Raw genomic sequence first — 16,677 nt, 5'->3', positions numbered from 1 at the left:
GGTTTCTCCTTTCACTGCCCTGAGGTAATGGTGAGTTCATGTAACGAATGGTCCAGACTTTCCTGTGAAACTTCAACGCGGATCCACCCACGGACACTATTGATGAGCCATATATTTGTTGCTTCGATGATGTCTCTGTATGTTAATACCTTTTCCTCAAGAACTCCGTCATACAGGAGTTGATTTCGTAATGTGCCTGCTAATAATCCCCTATCTCTAGGTGGAGTATATTTTTCACCCTGTTGCTCAATGACAACATTTCCTGTAGTGAATTCAGTAAGCTCCCTCTGCTCATTCCACAGCAGAACATCATAGCCATTTCCACACGCCATACGATGAACGTCGTACATGTCCCGATACGTTGTCTTGTGATATAAAAAACGCTCACTGGAAGAGATCGGTGATTTCGCGAGAGCTACCGTCTGGGTTTCTTTTGTTTCAGTAAGAGGCGTACTCTCAACCGAAATTTGTCCTAATGGAGATAACAAAACTCTGACCTTATGCAGGCCGGTTGAATGTTTGCTGGCATAAGCAGTCAGTTGATTATGAATATCCTCTCTAATCGCCTCAAAGTTAAAATAGGATGCAGAATCCATCATCCGGTCAAGGTGCCTCTCCAAGAGAAAATACTGCCCGTTCTCTAATCGAAGCGATTCCAACAATTCAAAATATGGCTTTTGTTCCGTTAGCATCAACGCTTTTGTTTTGGCCTCTGCATATTCATCCGAAGCTGTCGAATCCCAGGTGATGCCCCCACCCACACCATATTCAGCCTGATTACGCTGATGATCAATCCACACCGTCCGAATCGCTACATTAAAAATGGATGAACCATCCGGACTCAACATGCCGATCGATCCGCAATAAATCTCCCTTGGCGTATCTTCCAGTTCATATATTAAGTCCATTGTGCTGATTTTAGGTGCTCCAGTGATGGAACCACAGGGAAAAAGTGCTGCGAACATATCCTCCAACTGTATGTTTGTCCTGGTATTTGCTGTAACGGTAGAGGTCATTTGAAACAGAGTATAATATTTCTCAATATCGAAAAGTCTCGGTACATGCACACTTCCCGTCTCGGCAATTACACTAAGATCATTCCGAAGTAAATCCGTAATCATCACATTTTCAGCCCGATTTTTGGGGGATTGATACAGCCAGTCAGCTAATTCGTCGTCCTGTTCCTGGTAGAACCCCCGTTTCACTGTTCCTTTCATCGGACGAGTCTCCAGTTGATTTCCATTCTTTTTGAAAAACAATTCAGGTGAAGCACTTAAAATACTAATATCACCGAGTTGCAGCATGGCTGAGTAATCCGCCTGTTGTGCATCACATAGCTTTGTATAGAAAGCGTAAGGGTCACCCTCATATTCCGACCGAAGACGCATCGTATAATTGACCTGATAGGTGTCTCCCCGCGCGATGGCCTCGTGAATTTTATGTATATTCTGATGATAGGTCTTCTCTGTAACCGTTGGTTCCCATCCTGAGATCCGATATTCATCAGATGAAGATGCATAATCTGTATCATACCCTTCAAAAATACCAAACCATATGAGCGGTAAAGCCACATCTGAATGAACTCGAAAAGCGGGATCGAAAGCCGGCGCAGCTTCATAGGACACATAACCTACTGCATAATATCCCTTATCAACAGCATCCTGAATCTGCCGCAACGCTGGTTTTACCTCTTCAATGGATGTAGCTTTAATGACTTCAACAGGATTCCTGAAGATTTTGCGCTGTTTACAACGATCCTCGCCTACAAAATCAAATAAGATATACGGATGGACATCTGATTGATTCATTCAAAGAATACCTCCTTGAGAAGTTAGTTTAGAGCGTAACGTAACTTGAGTCGGAACCTGTCTTTTGATAAGAACAGTTCTGCAGAAAGTTAGCCAGAATCTGTTTGCCGGATGGTGTAATAATGGATTCCGGATGGAACTGAACCCCTTCTATACTCCATTTCTTATGACGAAGTCCCATCACTTCCCCATCGCTGGACCATGCGGTGACTTCCAATTCTTCCGGGAGATCCGGATTGACAATAAGCGAGTGATATCTTGCCACGTTCAGCACGGCAGGCATACCTTGAAATAACATTTTGCCATCATGCGTGATATCCGAGGTTTTGCCATGCATAAGATGCTTTGCTGATTCCACTTTGCCTCCAAATGCCTGAGCAATAGCCTGATGGCCAAGACATACACCAAGAATTGGAATCTTTCCAGCAAAATATCGAATCACTTCAAGAGAAACTCCGGCGTTAGACGGATTAGATGGACCTGGAGAAATCACGATATAATTCGGCGATATCTCTTCCAATTCTTTTACCGTAATAGCATCATTACGATACACGTTTACGCTCTCACCCAAATCAGCGAAGTACTGCACAAGGTTATACGTGAAAGAATCAAAGTTATCAATCATGACGATCATAAGCAGGTATCCCTCCAATATTGAATTAAAATCCAGAAAAGGATGACTTACGAGCTGGGAGACTGACTATTCGGTCTACAACGCATTATAAATAGCCGTTCTGATCTTAGTTATGTTAAGAAGAATACAGGTCCTGAAGACCCAAAAAAACAGACTGTTCGGTTTAATGAAGTTCATTGTTTTGTGTTATACGCAAATGATATTCACTATAGCGTTAGTGAAATCTGATCAGAGGGTTGATTTCCGGAAAAAGTGACTTGTAAAGGAGAAGCAAAGAGAACGACGTCTGGTTGCCTTTTTGTGGTAAAAAATGGAAGTTATCTGAAGCGTAACATTATGTATCATGTAATATTCTCAATTGTTGGGAATTAAAGTGAAAACCAATCCCTATTTCATAATAACCCATATTAAACAAGTATACCACTGTTGTTTTAAATATTTTGCAGTTTGATAACCTATTATGTAAATTTTCAATATAAAATAAGTTTTTTTGTCTTTTTTATGATTCACTTTGAGCCGGAATCATAAAAAACTGGCCCTCAGGATGTATGAATACATTCCTGATAAGGCCAGCCTCTATCACATCATACTTACAATCCAACCGATCCAATACGCAAATGGAATTAATAACAACTGTGCTAAAACTGTACCGAACAGACGGGATACGAGCATACAGCCGTAGATCTGATTCATCCGATCCAAACGAATCTCGCCACGTAATGATTTGTCACTGAGCAGGGAAATCCGTGGATCAATCAGGATGGTTAATAAAATAGTCGCTATTCCGTTAATTAACCCTGTTGATTGGGATGCAGCTACAGCTTGCGCTGGATAAAGGTAAGCTGCGTACAAGCTGGACAGAACACCCGTGGTGTAGATTGCGGTTACAGCTACATTCAGCAACATTAACCTTCTTGGCATCCCATGCCTTACCAATCGTTTGGCCATCTTCCACGATGGCGGGGTGATGTAATACATTGCATTTCTAATCTTGCTTCGTTTCAGCATACCGCGGACCATTGCAGGGATGGAACCGGCTGCTTCAAAATGTACGACCATTCTCGAAGAGAGCTTCACCATGGTTGGGAAACATAATATGGCTAATGCTGTTCCTATTGTTGCCGCACCCATTAACCAATGCAGTTGTGCTGCAAAGTGTGGATTGGCTCCACGTGTCGCGGTATCCACCAGATTACCTACCATTGGACCCTGGGCCATATTCGAGGTTCGAGAGACCAGCAGCAAGATACCTGCCAATGAAATGGCCAGCGCGATTCTGCGGGTGCGTAAACCACCAAGGCGGAGCGCGTATGACAAGCTATCTGCGGCATGAATCAGCATGGTAAACAGCATAGGGATTGCCAGGCTAAGACTAAACATATGTATGTACTCCTTTATCTTCCTGTTATTGAACTTATTTCTTTCATGGACAGCATTATACTCCTCCGGCTTGCAAAAGTATAGAAACGAGACGCTTCTGGATCATCCTTAATCACATACACTGACCGTCCCGTTTATCGTTTATCCCTCCCCTCACAGGGTAATATACAACTAATCCATTATTGTACAGGAGGGGTTCATATGCCTTGGAACAAACAGGATTATCCGGTATCCATGAAGAACCTGGAACCACGTGTCAGACATAAAGCCATTGAGATTGCCAATGCTCTGCTCGATGACGGGTATGAGGAAGGGCGCTCGATTGCTATAGCGACAGCTAAAGCGGAAGAATGGGATGAAAACCATCCCGTGCCGGAAAGTTCGAAATCGGACTCCACATCTTCTTCCGAACATTCCAACCCCAATAAGTCGTCTTCCACGGATCGTCGTCATTCTGAGCCCGTTTCTTCGTCCAAAAGTCATGATAACATCCATGTCGTGCCTACCGACTCAGGCTGGGCGATCAAGGAAGAAGGAAAGTCTACCTATCTGTCCACATTTGATACTAAGGCAGAAGCTGTGGATAAGGCCAAAGAACTCAGTAGCAAACAAAACATTCGGGCCATTATTCATAATCAGGATGGTCAGATTGCTTCTTCGATCAAGCCCTGAATAAATCGGATGACCTCGGAAAATGGTTGTATTCACAGTGGGCTGTCATCCACAGTTCAGCGAATATAAATCATTCCATAAGCGAAAACAATAAAATCCCCTTTTGCTACTGAAGAGCAGACAAAGGGGATTTTATATGAACTTTAACTAATCAAGGCCTGAATATGATGCATACAGGTTATGGTTGTTCTGAAACGTATGGTTAATGGGATACCCCTCTAGCCACCGTAGTCCGTTGTGAAACAGCAGCAGCGTTAACTGCCTTGGCTGCAACGGATGGTATCGGCATTTTCACAGCGGAAGTCGTAACAAAGGTTCCCCGCGCCGGAACACTAACAACGTACGTAATGACCTTGCTGGCAATCCAGACGGCCAGAATCGTATATAAAGTTTCTTTTACCGGAAGAAAGAAAAGTGACAATCCCAATACAAAAGCATCACTGACAAAGAAAACTGTTCCCAGCTTCCATCCCTTCCAGCGGCTAACCAGCACGGCGAGTATATCATCTCCGCCTGTCGCTCCGCCGAATCGAAGCACGATTCCAGCCCCTACCCCGGTCAATACACCGGATAAAAGTGCAGGAATCCACAGATTACCGTTAAACGAAATCACCAGTGTGGAATATCGTTCGAAGCCGTCATAGAATAGGGAAAATGCACCGACGCCAAGCAATGCCTGAATCATGAATTTCCAGCCTTTGAGGAACCAGGCCAGGATCATGACCGGAATGTCCAGTAACAACATACCGATGGCAGGTGATAAGCCGGTTGCGTATTTCCCCAGTAAGGCCAGACCGACAAATCCGCCCTCCGATAAATGATTCTGAAAGTTAATGTGATAATAGGCAAATGCCAAAATAAATGTACCAAGTAGCATAATAGCGAATTTGATCGCCTCTGTTTTAACGTGTTGTAAGGTTAACGATGTTCTCTTCATTCAGGTTCCCTCGCAGTTTGTAGGTTGGTTTTTTAGACCGACCGTGCCCTGCAAAAGGCAAGCCTGGAAAAAATCATCGTGTACGTCCTTCGAATATTCATTCCAATCCCCTCTTTCGCAGAGTCAGCCGTTTTTTTGAAATCGGTTGGTGTACTCTACAAGGGGCGCTATGTGTATGAGAGATCGTAACGTTTCCAGATTGTCCTTGGGGAGATTGTCCTTCGGGGACTCATGGTATCCTGATCCTTTCTGTTCTGTTGTGTTAGCTGTGCTTAGTTAAACTGAAAAATAACTACATTGCAGAAGCTTGAACATTTAATTTTACACTTACCACTTCGATTACAGTTCCCTCTTTCGAACGCTGTTATCCCCGGATTTTTTGAATTTCATTTTCCCTTTTGGGAAAAATCCTGTGATAGCTTATGCTTCCGAAGCAGCTTTCTTTTCGGATAGCTTATAGACGAACGCCGGGTTTCTGTACTCTTCGTTCTTGTGTAATTTATAAGTCCAACATACAGCAGTTGCAAGCTCATTCAGTTTAAACACCAGAGCTAACTTGCTTTTTCTATTATATAACACCAACGTGACCGGGTCTAAACAGCAGACCTTTCAAAAACAGGCATAAAGCAGCCTTTGGACTACTCCAGCAGTCATACGGCAACACCAGGGTAAGCAATGCTTCCTAATGGTGCAACCTGCTCCTTTATTCTATGACTAAAGCTTCCAAAAATAACTGTCAGTCACCCAACTGTGACAAATTGAGGCCTTTTTTTATTTTCTTATGCTTTTTAAAGGAATCATTTTCCTTTCGCACATACACTATAGCAAACGTAATCGGCTTATTCTTTGTCCAGTTCAGACGTTTCCAGACTCACTCTGCTTTTTATGGTATAATATAACAATTGAATCCCACTATGGTTTAAGCGAGGCGGACTGATGAAAACGTTAAAGCCAAGAGTCTTTATTGGCTGCTCGCTGGAAGCGAAGCCGATTGCAGCCGCAGTACACGAAAACTTACGTTTTTCAGCTGAAGTTACCCCTTGGTACTCCGGGGTTTTTAATCCAAGCAGCTATACCATGGACGATCTGGAAGTAGAGGTCCGTACGACTGACTTCGCCATTTTTATTTTTCATCCGGATGATATATCCAAAATTCGCGGAAAGTACTACGCGTCGGTCCGGGATAATACAATGCTGGAGATGGGTCTGTTTATGGGCCGTCTGGGGCGAAAACGTATTTTTTTCATTCTTCCTGAGGATATTACGGACATCAAGGACACGACCAAGGTCGAAGGATTGCGTATGCCCACAGATCTGCTGGGATTAAATCCACTCGTATATGAAATTCGTTCTGACGGAAAGTGGGCACCAGCCGTGTCCGTGGCATGTTCCAAAATCGCAGACAGTATTGAGGAGCAAGGACCCTGGAGTGATCCAGAATTAGAAAACATCATTGAGAAGCATAAACGCACTGAGGGAGAAGCAAGGTTACAACTGCTTAAGTTACTGCGGTTCTTTAGGGAATTGCTGCGTATCCGCAAAGCAGATGCCAAGATGCTGGAGCGAATGAGCGATGCCCTGCGTACCGCCTTTGTCTCTCATCCTCCATTCACTGTACGTGGCACAGCCATATACCGTACAGATGACAGTGGTTATATTGAGCAATTATGTGGTAATGTTGGAGAACCGGGAAGAAAGTATGACTTGTCCGCTAACGACGACAAACAACCGGATGATCCCAAGCGGATCCTGGTAATTGATTCTTACCGGGAAAACAAGATCAAGATCAACCTGTATGATGATTACCTTGAGAAAGAGTATCTGCTATGCTATCCTGTAGCCAAGAGGTATGTAATTACCGTTCACATTATTGGACATATTGAAGCGGATGAGGCGGTATTTCAGCAGATTGACCTACAGAATCGTCAACTGTTCAACGCCATCAACGATTTGTTAGGAGGCGAACCGGAATGAAACCGGAAACGAAAAAAATAAGCAAGCGCTGGGGCAGCGAAAAAAAGGTACGCCTCAGTTCTGCGCCCGAATCATCACGACCGGTTCCGGAACCCAAGGAAGAAGATCGTTTCCACAAGCCGGCCGTACCGCTAACTACCATTGGGCCCTCCCTGAAGGGCAAGGAAAGACCTTATAAGGTCATCCTTGAAAAAGAGGCGTTCTACGAAAAGCCTCAATATCTTGCTTGATTTCTGAACACATCATCAAGCCTGCCGCTGAATCGGCAGTATTCCATAGGCCCCGCCGCCCAAGGCAGGGGCTTTTTTGTTGCTCATTTTGCCAACTGCTTCTTCTCGTTGACCTGGCGTTATCGTGTTAAGGCGAGACATCCTTGAATCATTATTGCAATTCATTGCTTTAATTCATTGCTTGTAATGACTTCTGTAGCAGACTGGGCTTATTTGGTTTATGGCCTTAGGTTTCCTGCAATACCCATAAATTATACCTTATTTTGGAGCAGGCTTGTCCTTAAATCCTTAGCCTCATTCACGATCTGTATCTTTAGGAAAACACGTTAGAGGTTTCTTCCAATATTTCTCGGTTGTATTGTGTATCTCGATTACATATATTGATTATAATATAGGAACACATGTTCTGTAAATATATAATTCCAATTAAAGGTTAAGGAAGTGAACATATGTCATCCTCCCCTTCCGCCCCATCCCCTGCGGATGAAGACCATCGTCTGATTAAAAGCATGGTTGTACGCACCCTCCTGCTGGATGTGCTTGAACGGGATATTCGCACGTTGGATACGTTGCAGCTCAAAATGCCCGAAGTCTACATCCTGTCCCTGACCCGTATTCAGAATAATGTACTCAAGGAAATGCTTGCACTTCGCAAACAGATGAGAAGCCGTGGTGTCAAGGTTCTGGAGGAGAAGCGGGAAACGGATGGTATCGAAACACAGTATTTGTGCAGAGGATATATGCAGCGTTTCTATATGCTGTGGACATTTGCGCGGAATGAAGTGAAAAAAGAGCTTAGTCGGCATCTACAGATGGATCTGACACAAACTTGATGAACTCGACAGTTGAGTGTAGGCAGACGCGCTCAATGCAGGTATCTCCTGACGCGCAGTATAATGAGTTTGGTTATCATGCTGATCAACTGTGCGGCTAAGCCTACTTGCTCCTTGCTGTGAACACTGAGTAAATCTCTTCAAACATTTCTAAGAGTGATTCATTCGGTGGTTCTTTAAATGTTCCTTTGTTGTTTCTTTGATGTGTTTTATCTCTTCAGGAACCTCTATCAGCGCGCTTACCTTCTGCGTTTACTGGAAGAAGTCACAACTCCGGACGATTTTTCAGACCATACAGGTTGACCATAGCAGGCTGCGTTCTTTAAGATGGAGTAGACATATCCAACCATTCCAATCTGGGAAAGGGATATGCTCTCCACGTCTTATCAATCAAGGAGCTGTACATCATGGATACAAGTTCACATGCTCATTCACCTTCAAAAAATCATACACATCGCCATCCGCTCGTTGCCTCAGATGTCACCCAGCTGATCGGCCAGACCCCCGCCGTTAAACTGAACCGACTCACGGGCAGCGACTCCGCTGACGTGTACGTCAAGCTGGAATATTTCAACCCAAGCGGTAGCGTCAAGGACCGTGCGGCCTACAACCTGATCGTTCAGGCTGAACGTGCAGGACACCTGCTCCCCGGAGCAACGATTATCGAACCCACCAGCGGCAATACGGGCATCGGTCTGGCGATGAATGCCGCTGCCAAAGGATATAAAGCCATTCTGATCATGCCGGACAATATGTCTAAGGAGCGCATCAACATTCTGAAAGCCTACGGCGCAGATGTCGTGCTTACCCCTGCTGCGGAGCGGATGCCTGGTGCGATTCGCAAAGCGAAAGGGCTTCAGGCCGACATTCCAGGCAGCTTCATTCCCCAGCAATTCGAGAATCAGGCGAACCCGGATATTCACCGGATCACGACGGCTCCCGAGATTATGCAGCAGATGGATGGCAGGCTGGACGCCTTCATCGCTACGGCGGGAACCGGCGGAACCATTACCGGCACCGGGGAAGAGCTGCGCAAGCAGCTACCCGGTATTCGCATCTATGCGGTGGAGCCCAAAGGTTCTCCGGTGCTGTCCGGCGGCGAGCCCGGACCGCACAAGCTCGTCGGTACAAGTCCGGGGTTCATTCCGGACATTCTGAATACCGACGTATGGGATGCCATCATCCAGGTGTCCGATGAGGACGCACTGGATACGATGCGGCAGCTTGCTGCCCGGGAAGGGCTGCTGCTCGGCCCTTCCTCTGGGGCTTCGGTGTGGGCCGCCCTTCGCATCGCGAAGGAACTGGGGCCGGGACACCGGGTGCTCTGCATTGCGCCGGATACCGGGGAACGGTATTTGAGCATGGATATTTTTTAACACAGCTAAAATCTGGGCACATCAAAAAGAGGCTATCCCCCGTCCCATAAGTCATGAGCATGACAAGAGGAAGCTCCTTATTAGCGTTCATTTAGCATTATTGGTTCTAATGAACCTTACACATGCTATTCGGTCCTATTTGCGCAGGTTTGACGGCTAATGAATCACAGCGACGTTATTTCTCCAAATTCGCTCGATTTCTAGGCTGAAAAGCCATTTTTGGCGGGTTAAACGTTACTGAGGTTCGTTAGAATTTTGGAGCGATTGGAAGTGAGGAGAAATCCCTCGAAAAAAAGGGAAGAGAAATCCAGAGGAACCATCAGAATAAAAAAATAAGCTCTTGCTCACATACGGATGGTGAATCCGCAGAGAACAAGAACTAGAACTTATATGGTAAGAAGCCGTATCATCATAAGAAACCTTATCATCAAATAAAGCAAAAACATGTAACGTAAGCTGGTCAGTGTGTCAGGGTTGTCCATTCCACACCTTCAGGAAGCAGAGCCGCAATGCGGTCTTTGGCTTCCTTTTTGGTATGCAGTGATTCATCGAGAATGACCGCAGAACCCGAATCCGTGCTTGTCCGAATCAGACGTCCGAGACCTTGCTTCACACGCAGGAGCATATACGGAAGATCGATCTCTTCGTATGGTGCTGCCGATGCACTGCGTTTTGCATTGAACACAGGGTCCTGCGGCGGATACGGAAGCGACCAGATCATGACGTTGGACAACGATGGTCCTGGAACGTCGAGTCCTTCCCACAGATTAACGGAGCACAGCACACTCTCCTCATCCTGCTGGAACGCTGCAATCAGGTCACTGATCTCCCGGTCGCCCTCATACATAAAGCGCAACCCTTCTGCTTCAGGCACATGAACAATATCCTGTTTGAACGCACGCAGTTCCTCCATCGTACGGAACAGGATCAGCGCACGTCCTCCACTCTCCTGAAGCATCGACACCGCGTCACGCAACCGATGTTCGTTCTCCGGGTGACCCGGTGTAGCTTCATCTGTAATCTTCATCTTCATTTTATCCGCATAATCATACGGGGAAGCCACCGAGAACGATACAAAATCCTCAATACCCAGGCTGTCCGCTACATAACGGAATGAACTGTCCACAGATAACGTTGCGGAGGAGAACACGATGGGAATGCCTGTGTTGAACACACGCTCGTTCAGCATTTCCTTCACGGTACGCGGCATGATCGATAAGGTCGTCTCATCCTCGCTCTCTTCCGCCCAGCAGATGTAACCATCTTCCTTACGGAACAACGCAAGTGCAGACTGAATCATGTCCAGATGTTCTTCCACGACACGCATCTGATAACCATCCAGCGAGAACAATCCACTCTCAAATACCAGTTCTTCGCCAATCGCATCCAGCACGTTGGTCAACCGTTCAATCTCATGCAGCAACGGTGCTTCTACCCGAACTTCTTTGCGTACCGATCCGGGAATTGCCACCGTATACGTATCCAGCAACGCAAACAGTCGCTCACTGCTCTCAATGGCTTCATCCACACGCTCCGCGAGCGATTCACGAATCTCTCCTTCAAGCAGGCGAGTCACGAGTTCCTCGAAGATACGGTGTTTCAGTTTGTAGCTCAGTGCGTTCAGGGCTGCTTCTTCCAGCAAATGTCCTTCATCAAATACAACCGAGCTGTGATCGGGCAGCAGGGGCAGTTGGCCCTCGCGTTTGCGCGCATCATAGCTCCAGACATGCTCCATGTAATAATCATGGGAACAGATGATGATGTCCTTGGAACGACGGTAGTGGTCACGCGACAGCGTCAGGCCGCAGCGTTGTCTTTTTGGACAAACAAAACAATCCTGGAACGGGTCCCAGTTGATTTTGTTCCACTGACGATCATTCAGATGCGGATACTGTTTGCGGTCACCATACGGATGGAAGGCCTGAAGTGTACCCGGCGTGTTCACAAAATCCGGCAGACTCTCATGTACTTCTTCAATAACAGGCGCATCCTCATCCGCAAATCGCATCGCACTTAATTTGTTCAGACAGACGTATTGGTCCGGGGATTTGCCCAGACGTGCGTCCACTTCCAAGTCCAGATGTGCAGCCAGCTTCGCAATATCTCCGCCGGGCTTCACGAGTTGTTCAATCAAGGACTCATCGGCACAGGCGATCACCGCCGGTTTGCCTGTATAACGTGCATAACAGACCGCGTAGAGCAGATAGACTAACGTCTTGCCTGTCCCTACTCCGGCCTCAGCCATAATCGTCTTTTTATCTCCATAGGCCCGTTCGAGCTGGTACGCCATAAAAATCTGTTCATCCCGTACCTCGAAGCCGGACTCTGGCAAAATATCGTAAAAAACATCGGCAACCCATTCTCCCAGACGGGATACAAAGGGTTCTGCCGGATCATATGCAAAAGGATAACGTTGTGTAGACAATCCTAGGTCAGCCTCCATTCTTAGACGCGGTCCTCTTTTATTTTCCGTTCAAAAAAGGCCGCAGGGCAAAATTTAATTATCGCACGCAGTTAGGCTCGTGACAAGCTTTTTTTGCGAGGTTAATTGCGGGGTTCAATGTATAGAACAGATGCACAGGGAAAATATATACAGGAATCCACTTTAAGGAAAGGCGGTGCTCTCTCCATGAATAACCATTCTTCACAATCTGAGCATTCCTCAGACACGACTCCCGAGACATTAACGGACCGACAGGGTCACCCTATCACGGACAATCAGAATGTTCGAACCGTTGGCAGCCGGGGACCAACGACGCTGGAGAACTATCACTTTCTCGAAAAGATTACTCACTTCGACCGCGAACGCATTCCGGAACGGGTAGTGCATGCCCGCGGCGCTGGCGCTCATGGCATATTCGAAGCGTATGGAACGGCCGGGAATGAACCGGTATCCAAATATACACGGGCACGTCTGTTTCAGGAAAAAGGAAAAGAAACCCCCGTATTCGTTCGATTCTCAACGGTTATTCACGGTGGACATTCTCCCGAGACGCTGCGGGACCCGCGTGGCTTTGCCGTGAAATTTTATACCGAAGATGGCAACTGGGATCTCGTCGGTAACAACCTGAAAATCTTTTTCATTCGTGACCCGCTTAAATTCCCGGATATGGTACACGCCTTCAAGCCAGACCCGTTGACCAATGCACAGGATATGGAGCGTTTTTTCGACTTTGTATCACTAAGCCCTGAAGCTACCCATATGGTGACATTCCTCTTCTCTCCATGGGGCATTCCAGCGAATTATCGGCAGATGCAAGGGTCGGGTGTTAATACATACAAGTGGGTCAATCAGGAAGGCACAGGCGTACTCATCAAATACCACTGGGAACCGCTCAATCAAGGGATACGCAACCTGCTGCAAAAAGATGCCAGCGAGATTCAAGGGCAGAATTTCAACCATGCCACGCTGGATCTATATCATGCGATTGAACAAGGCAACTATCCCGAATGGGAGCTGTGCGTTCAAGTGATGGAAGACGGCGAGCATCCGGAGTTGGATTTCGACCCGCTGGACCCGACCAAGTTGTGGCCGCAGGAGCAGTTTCCTTTTCTACCTGTGGGCAAAATGACGCTGAATCGCAATCCCGAGGATTATTTCAATGAAGTGGAGCAAGCGGCATTTGGCACCGGTGTATTGGTGGACGGGCTCGATTTCTCAGATGACAAGCTGCTGCAAGGACGCACCTTCTCCTATTCGGATACCCAGCGTCACCGGGTCGGTGCGAACTACCTGCAACTACCTGTGAATGCGCCGAAGAACCGTGTTGCGACCAATCAGAGCGGCGGGCAGATGCAATATCAGGTGGATCGTGCACCTGGGCAGAATCCACATGTGAACTACGAGCCTTCCTCCCTTGGTGGATTAAAAGAAGCTACACCTCGCGGCCCGGAACATGAACCGTTGGTGGAAGGCAGGCTACTGCGTGAGAAGATCGAACGTACGAATGATTTTGGACAAGCCGGGGATACCTACCGGGCATTCGAAGATTGGGAGCGGGATGAGCTGATCAGCAACATGGTCGGCGCATTGGCACAATGCAAACCGGATATCCGGGAGCGCATGATCTCTTATTTTACCCAGGCGGATGCAGACTACGGTCGGCGTGTGGCGGAAGGATTGGCTTCTGTGCCAACAGATGATAGTGCGACAGTCCAACCGAAACATGAACCAAGTGTCGAGCAAGCGAAGAAGCGCAGTCGTGAGACGGACGGATATTAAGGTGGACAGCGTTGTAGAACTCTGGCCTATGCATGAGATTGTTCGGATCGATAAGTCCCAGCGCTGGTTTAATAGAGCACATCGCTTGATTCGATGAGCCTTGCCATGCAGGACAGTGCCTACAATGATCAGATAATGCCACTTCAACATCGCCCCAATAGTCTCGTTGCCTCTGGCAGCCGCTATGGGGCTTTTTGTTATGCGTTGATTGCCCCATCATTTCGATAGAGGGCACAGATTATGATTACGCTCCCCCTATTGAATGCGTGCTGCTCTTTTTTTGGAAAATGCGAAGTTCATTTGGGTGGATTGAGGGTGAGTCTCGTGCCTTTAGGGTTGTAAAAGCGTGCATCTCTAGGTTCATTTCAGATGATTCATCGTTAAATCAGGGCTACCAGCCAATGTCAGGATTACACGTAACCTGTGAAACTCCAGGCACTGGGAGCGACTACGCCTAACTGCCTGTGTCTAGACCCATCTGATCAAATGATTATTGAAGATAACGTTTACAACATTTACCATAAAACTATGCTGTACAGAGAGTAATCATCCCATCGCAATGAGCTCCTTCATTGATGCATCTGTACGGCATACCGCAACAGCTCACGCATTCTATTTTCCATTAACCAAGGAGGTCTATTAATGAAATTATTCCCATCCACATCTACTCATGTGTCTGCACGATCTGTACATTCCCTGAAGGAACGTTCCCTCAAATCAAAAATGGCCCTGATCTGTCTGAGTGCTGCGTTTCCTCTTTTATTGATTGGTGGTGGGTCGGTTGGTGCGGCAGAACTGATCGAGAGTAGCTTGCAAAATAACCCATCAGAAGCAGCTGCCACCTCAAGTGTGACACTTGCTGTGGGTGATCTCTATGTCGCGCCTAACGGCTCAGCCAGCAATCCGGGCACCATCAACAGCCCTACGTCACTCGCTAACGCATTAACCCAGATCGCACCGGGCAAAACGATCTATCTACGCGGCGGAACCTACAGCTTCTCGCAGACCATTACCATTGAACGTGGTAACAGCGGCACCTCCTCACAACGTAAAAATCTGGTGGCTTATGGATCGGAAAAACCGGTCCTTGATTTCTCCGCTCAAGCCTTCGCTTCCACCAATCGTGGACTGCAAATGTTCGGAGACTACTGGTTCGTCAAAGGTCTTGAGGTGAAAGGTGCGGGTGACAACGGAATCTTTATCGGTGGCAGCTACAACCGCCTGGAGCAGATCGAGGCTCATCACAATCGGGATACGGGGATTCAAATGGGACGTTATGCTTCCACCGCCGCCAAGACTGAATGGCCTGCTTATAACGAAGTCATTCGTTCCTACTCCCACAACAACTATGACCCGGATGACGGCGAGGATGCAGATGGTTTTGCGGCCAAACTGACCGTAGGCCCGGGCAACGTCTTCGATGGTTGTATTGCGGCCTATAACGTGGACGATGGCTGGGATCTCTATAGCAAAACGGATACAGGCGCCATCGGCGCGGTCACGATCCGTAACAGCATCGCCTACGCCAACGGTGCAACGTCAGACGGTACCTCCACCTCCAACAGCGATGGCAACGGCTTTAAGCTTGGCGGTGAGAAGATTGCAGTGAATCATATCGTTGAGAACAATATTGCTTTTAATAATAAAAAGCATGGCTTCACCTACAACAGCAATCCAGGTTCGATCCAGATGAAAAATAATACCTCCTGGAACAACGGGCAAAGCAACTTTGCCTTTGATGTAGGCACCCACATCTTCACCAACAACCTTTCCTTCCAAGGCGGCGCCAGTGACAAAACAAGCGGGACTGACGTCAGCAGCACTAACGTCTGGTGGAAAAACAAAAAAAGCGAGAACGCCAAAGGCCTGCTCGCCAGCGCAGCCGACTTTGTCTCCCTCGTGCCTTCGGTAACGCGTAGCGCGGACGGAACGCCTGTTTTGGGTAATTTCCTGAAGCTTGCGGGTGGTAGTGATCTGATTGGCTCAGGTACGCCATCGGGTACGAATATTGGGGCGCGGTAATATAATAGTTTAAGAAATCCCCTTCCCCACCACCGTCCTTAATGGCGGTTTTGGAGAAGGGGATTTTTGAGATTCGACGGAGGTGATTTGGGTCGAATTACGTTGTGTTCTGTTAAATTCGGCTGAGCTGAACAGTCTGCTGATATGGGTTCTAGATGGATAGACGCTCATGCTCAACCTTTGCGTAAAATCTCAATAATGAGTCTGCCACCTGTGCGAAAACCCTGCTCAAACGCCGCTTCCACGTACATGGATGTGGACCGTCCGATCAAATCGGTCAGTTGCTCCAAAGCATCGTATTCTGCGTCTGGAAGCATTGCTTTGTAATTTTGCATGATGTCCGATATTTGACTGTTAATTTCGCGATACTCGGCTTGTTTAGGTTGAATCGACTCGTCCAAACGCAAGTTTCCGTGAAACAAATCTTCGATCAGGTTTGACATATTATCCTTCATGCTATAGTCACCTCAGAAAGATTGTACATCAAGAGATGAGGCGGGATGAGAATTTAGCGGAAAATGCGCTAAATCGATTGTATGAGGTGAATTAATAGTTATAATTACCATATATCTGTAGAAGCTCTGTAGTG

14 protein-coding genes are annotated in these 16,677 nt (G+C 47.0%); 7 read left to right on the top strand and 7 right to left on the bottom strand.

The features are described 5' to 3' along the window. Nucleotides 1–11: 11 nt before the first annotated feature. The 3 genes from pabB to J7E78_RS08830 all read right to left on the bottom strand — a co-directional run bounded on the left by pabB (nucleotide 12) and on the right by J7E78_RS08830 (nucleotide 3,822). A complete protein-coding gene (gene pabB / locus J7E78_RS08840) occupies nucleotides 12–1,808 on the bottom strand; it encodes an aminodeoxychorismate synthase component I (protein WP_215075867.1) in 1,797 nt (598 codons plus the stop codon). A 28-nt stretch (nucleotides 1,809–1,836) separates the two neighbouring features. Next, on the bottom strand, nucleotides 1,837–2,442 hold the full coding sequence (locus J7E78_RS08835; RefSeq protein ID WP_215075866.1) for an anthranilate synthase component II: 606 nt from the start codon (nucleotides 2,440–2,442) through the stop codon (nucleotides 1,837–1,839). A 579-nt stretch (nucleotides 2,443–3,021) separates the two neighbouring features. Beyond that, a complete protein-coding gene (locus J7E78_RS08830; RefSeq protein ID WP_215075865.1) occupies nucleotides 3,022–3,822 on the bottom strand; it encodes a lipid II flippase Amj family protein in 801 nt (266 codons plus the stop codon). Between the two features lie 201 nt (nucleotides 3,823–4,023). On the opposite strand from J7E78_RS08830, the gene J7E78_RS08825 reads away from it, so the two are divergent. Continuing rightward, nucleotides 4,024–4,494 carry a DUF2188 domain-containing protein gene (locus J7E78_RS08825; protein WP_215075864.1) on the top strand — a complete coding sequence of 157 codons (471 nt, stop codon included), beginning with the start codon at nucleotides 4,024–4,026 and terminating at the stop codon, nucleotides 4,492–4,494. A 202-nt stretch (nucleotides 4,495–4,696) separates the two neighbouring features. On the opposite strand, the gene J7E78_RS08820 is transcribed toward J7E78_RS08825, so the two are convergent. Then, nucleotides 4,697–5,431 carry a YitT family protein gene (locus J7E78_RS08820; RefSeq protein WP_215075863.1) on the bottom strand — a complete coding sequence of 245 codons (735 nt, stop codon included), beginning with the start codon at nucleotides 5,429–5,431 and terminating at the stop codon, nucleotides 4,697–4,699. A 936-nt stretch (nucleotides 5,432–6,367) separates the two neighbouring features. Between J7E78_RS08820 and J7E78_RS08815 the strand changes: the two genes are divergently transcribed. Together J7E78_RS08815 and J7E78_RS08810 are read left to right on the top strand one after the other, a co-directional pair. Next, nucleotides 6,368–7,405 carry a nucleotide-binding protein gene (locus J7E78_RS08815; RefSeq protein WP_215075862.1) on the top strand — a complete coding sequence of 346 codons (1,038 nt, stop codon included), beginning with the start codon at nucleotides 6,368–6,370 and terminating at the stop codon, nucleotides 7,403–7,405. Next, on the top strand, nucleotides 7,402–7,635 hold the full coding sequence (locus J7E78_RS08810) for a hypothetical protein (protein WP_017687536.1): 234 nt from the start codon (nucleotides 7,402–7,404) through the stop codon (nucleotides 7,633–7,635). The genes J7E78_RS08815 and J7E78_RS08810 overlap by 4 nt, the downstream gene beginning before the upstream one ends. Nucleotides 7,636–7,650: 15 nt before the next feature. Here J7E78_RS08810 and J7E78_RS08805 read toward each other — a convergent pair whose 3' ends face one another. Next, nucleotides 7,651–7,800, bottom strand: a complete 150-nt coding sequence (locus J7E78_RS08805; protein WP_215075861.1) for a hypothetical protein — start codon at nucleotides 7,798–7,800, stop codon at nucleotides 7,651–7,653. Nucleotides 7,801–8,084: 284 nt separating this feature from the next. On the opposite strand from J7E78_RS08805, the gene J7E78_RS08800 reads away from it, so the two are divergent. Next, nucleotides 8,085–8,468: a hypothetical protein gene (locus J7E78_RS08800; RefSeq protein ID WP_215075860.1), complete on the top strand. Its 384-nt coding sequence runs from the start codon at nucleotides 8,085–8,087 to the stop codon at nucleotides 8,466–8,468. 407 nt (nucleotides 8,469–8,875) lie between these two features. Then, on the top strand, nucleotides 8,876–9,844 hold the full coding sequence (gene cysK, locus J7E78_RS08795; protein ID WP_215075859.1) for a cysteine synthase A: 969 nt from the start codon (nucleotides 8,876–8,878) through the stop codon (nucleotides 9,842–9,844). A gap of 460 nt (nucleotides 9,845–10,304) precedes the next feature. Here the strand turns inward: cysK and J7E78_RS08790 are convergent, their stop codons facing one another. Beyond that, nucleotides 10,305–12,287, bottom strand: a complete 1,983-nt coding sequence (locus J7E78_RS08790) for an ATP-dependent DNA helicase (protein ID WP_215075858.1) — start codon at nucleotides 12,285–12,287, stop codon at nucleotides 10,305–10,307. A 186-nt stretch (nucleotides 12,288–12,473) separates the two neighbouring features. Between J7E78_RS08790 and J7E78_RS08785 the strand changes: the two genes are divergently transcribed. Beyond that, a complete protein-coding gene (locus J7E78_RS08785) occupies nucleotides 12,474–14,066 on the top strand; it encodes a catalase (protein ID WP_215075857.1) in 1,593 nt (530 codons plus the stop codon). Between the two features lie 642 nt (nucleotides 14,067–14,708). Then, a complete protein-coding gene (locus tag J7E78_RS08780; protein ID WP_215075856.1) occupies nucleotides 14,709–16,088 on the top strand; it encodes a right-handed parallel beta-helix repeat-containing protein in 1,380 nt (459 codons plus the stop codon). A 173-nt stretch (nucleotides 16,089–16,261) separates the two neighbouring features. Here the strand turns inward: J7E78_RS08780 and J7E78_RS08775 are convergent, their stop codons facing one another. Continuing rightward, nucleotides 16,262–16,543 carry a DUF6809 family protein gene (locus tag J7E78_RS08775; RefSeq protein ID WP_215075855.1) on the bottom strand — a complete coding sequence of 94 codons (282 nt, stop codon included), beginning with the start codon at nucleotides 16,541–16,543 and terminating at the stop codon, nucleotides 16,262–16,264. Nucleotides 16,544–16,677 lie beyond the last annotated feature (134 nt).

The sequence above is a fragment of the Paenibacillus polymyxa genome, from assembly GCF_018614975.1.
In the GTDB taxonomy this organism is placed as follows: Bacteria; Bacillota; Bacilli; order Paenibacillales; family Paenibacillaceae; genus Paenibacillus; species Paenibacillus polymyxa_E.
The sequence above is the reverse complement of the archived record's forward strand: the minus strand, read 5'-3'. Positions and strand labels throughout refer to the sequence as shown.

What these genes read in the sequence shown, in the direction of transcription:
- pabB (WP_215075867.1), bottom strand. Translation starts at nt 1,808, where the DNA reads ATGAATCAATCAGATGTCCATCCGTATATCTTATTTGATTTTGTAGGC.
- J7E78_RS08835 (WP_215075866.1), bottom strand. Translation starts at nt 2,442, where the DNA reads ATGATCGTCATGATTGATAACTTTGATTCTTTCACGTATAACCTTGTG.
- J7E78_RS08830 (WP_215075865.1), bottom strand. Translation starts at nt 3,822, where the DNA reads ATGTTTAGTCTTAGCCTGGCAATCCCTATGCTGTTTACCATGCTGATT.
- J7E78_RS08825 (WP_215075864.1), top strand. Translation starts at nt 4,024, where the DNA reads ATGCCTTGGAACAAACAGGATTATCCGGTATCCATGAAGAACCTGGAA.
- J7E78_RS08820 (WP_215075863.1), bottom strand. Translation starts at nt 5,431, where the DNA reads ATGAAGAGAACATCGTTAACCTTACAACACGTTAAAACAGAGGCGATC.
- J7E78_RS08815 (WP_215075862.1), top strand. Translation starts at nt 6,368, where the DNA reads ATGAAAACGTTAAAGCCAAGAGTCTTTATTGGCTGCTCGCTGGAAGCG.
- J7E78_RS08810 (WP_017687536.1), top strand. Translation starts at nt 7,402, where the DNA reads ATGAAACCGGAAACGAAAAAAATAAGCAAGCGCTGGGGCAGCGAAAAA.
- J7E78_RS08805 (WP_215075861.1), bottom strand. Translation starts at nt 7,800, where the DNA reads ATGAATTGCAATAATGATTCAAGGATGTCTCGCCTTAACACGATAACG.
- J7E78_RS08800 (WP_215075860.1), top strand. Translation starts at nt 8,085, where the DNA reads ATGTCATCCTCCCCTTCCGCCCCATCCCCTGCGGATGAAGACCATCGT.
- cysK (WP_215075859.1), top strand. Translation starts at nt 8,876, where the DNA reads ATGGATACAAGTTCACATGCTCATTCACCTTCAAAAAATCATACACAT.
- J7E78_RS08790 (WP_215075858.1), bottom strand. Translation starts at nt 12,287, where the DNA reads ATGGAGGCTGACCTAGGATTGTCTACACAACGTTATCCTTTTGCATAT.
- J7E78_RS08785 (WP_215075857.1), top strand. Translation starts at nt 12,474, where the DNA reads ATGAATAACCATTCTTCACAATCTGAGCATTCCTCAGACACGACTCCC.
- J7E78_RS08780 (WP_215075856.1), top strand. Translation starts at nt 14,709, where the DNA reads ATGAAATTATTCCCATCCACATCTACTCATGTGTCTGCACGATCTGTA.
- J7E78_RS08775 (WP_215075855.1), bottom strand. Translation starts at nt 16,543, where the DNA reads ATGAAGGATAATATGTCAAACCTGATCGAAGATTTGTTTCACGGAAAC.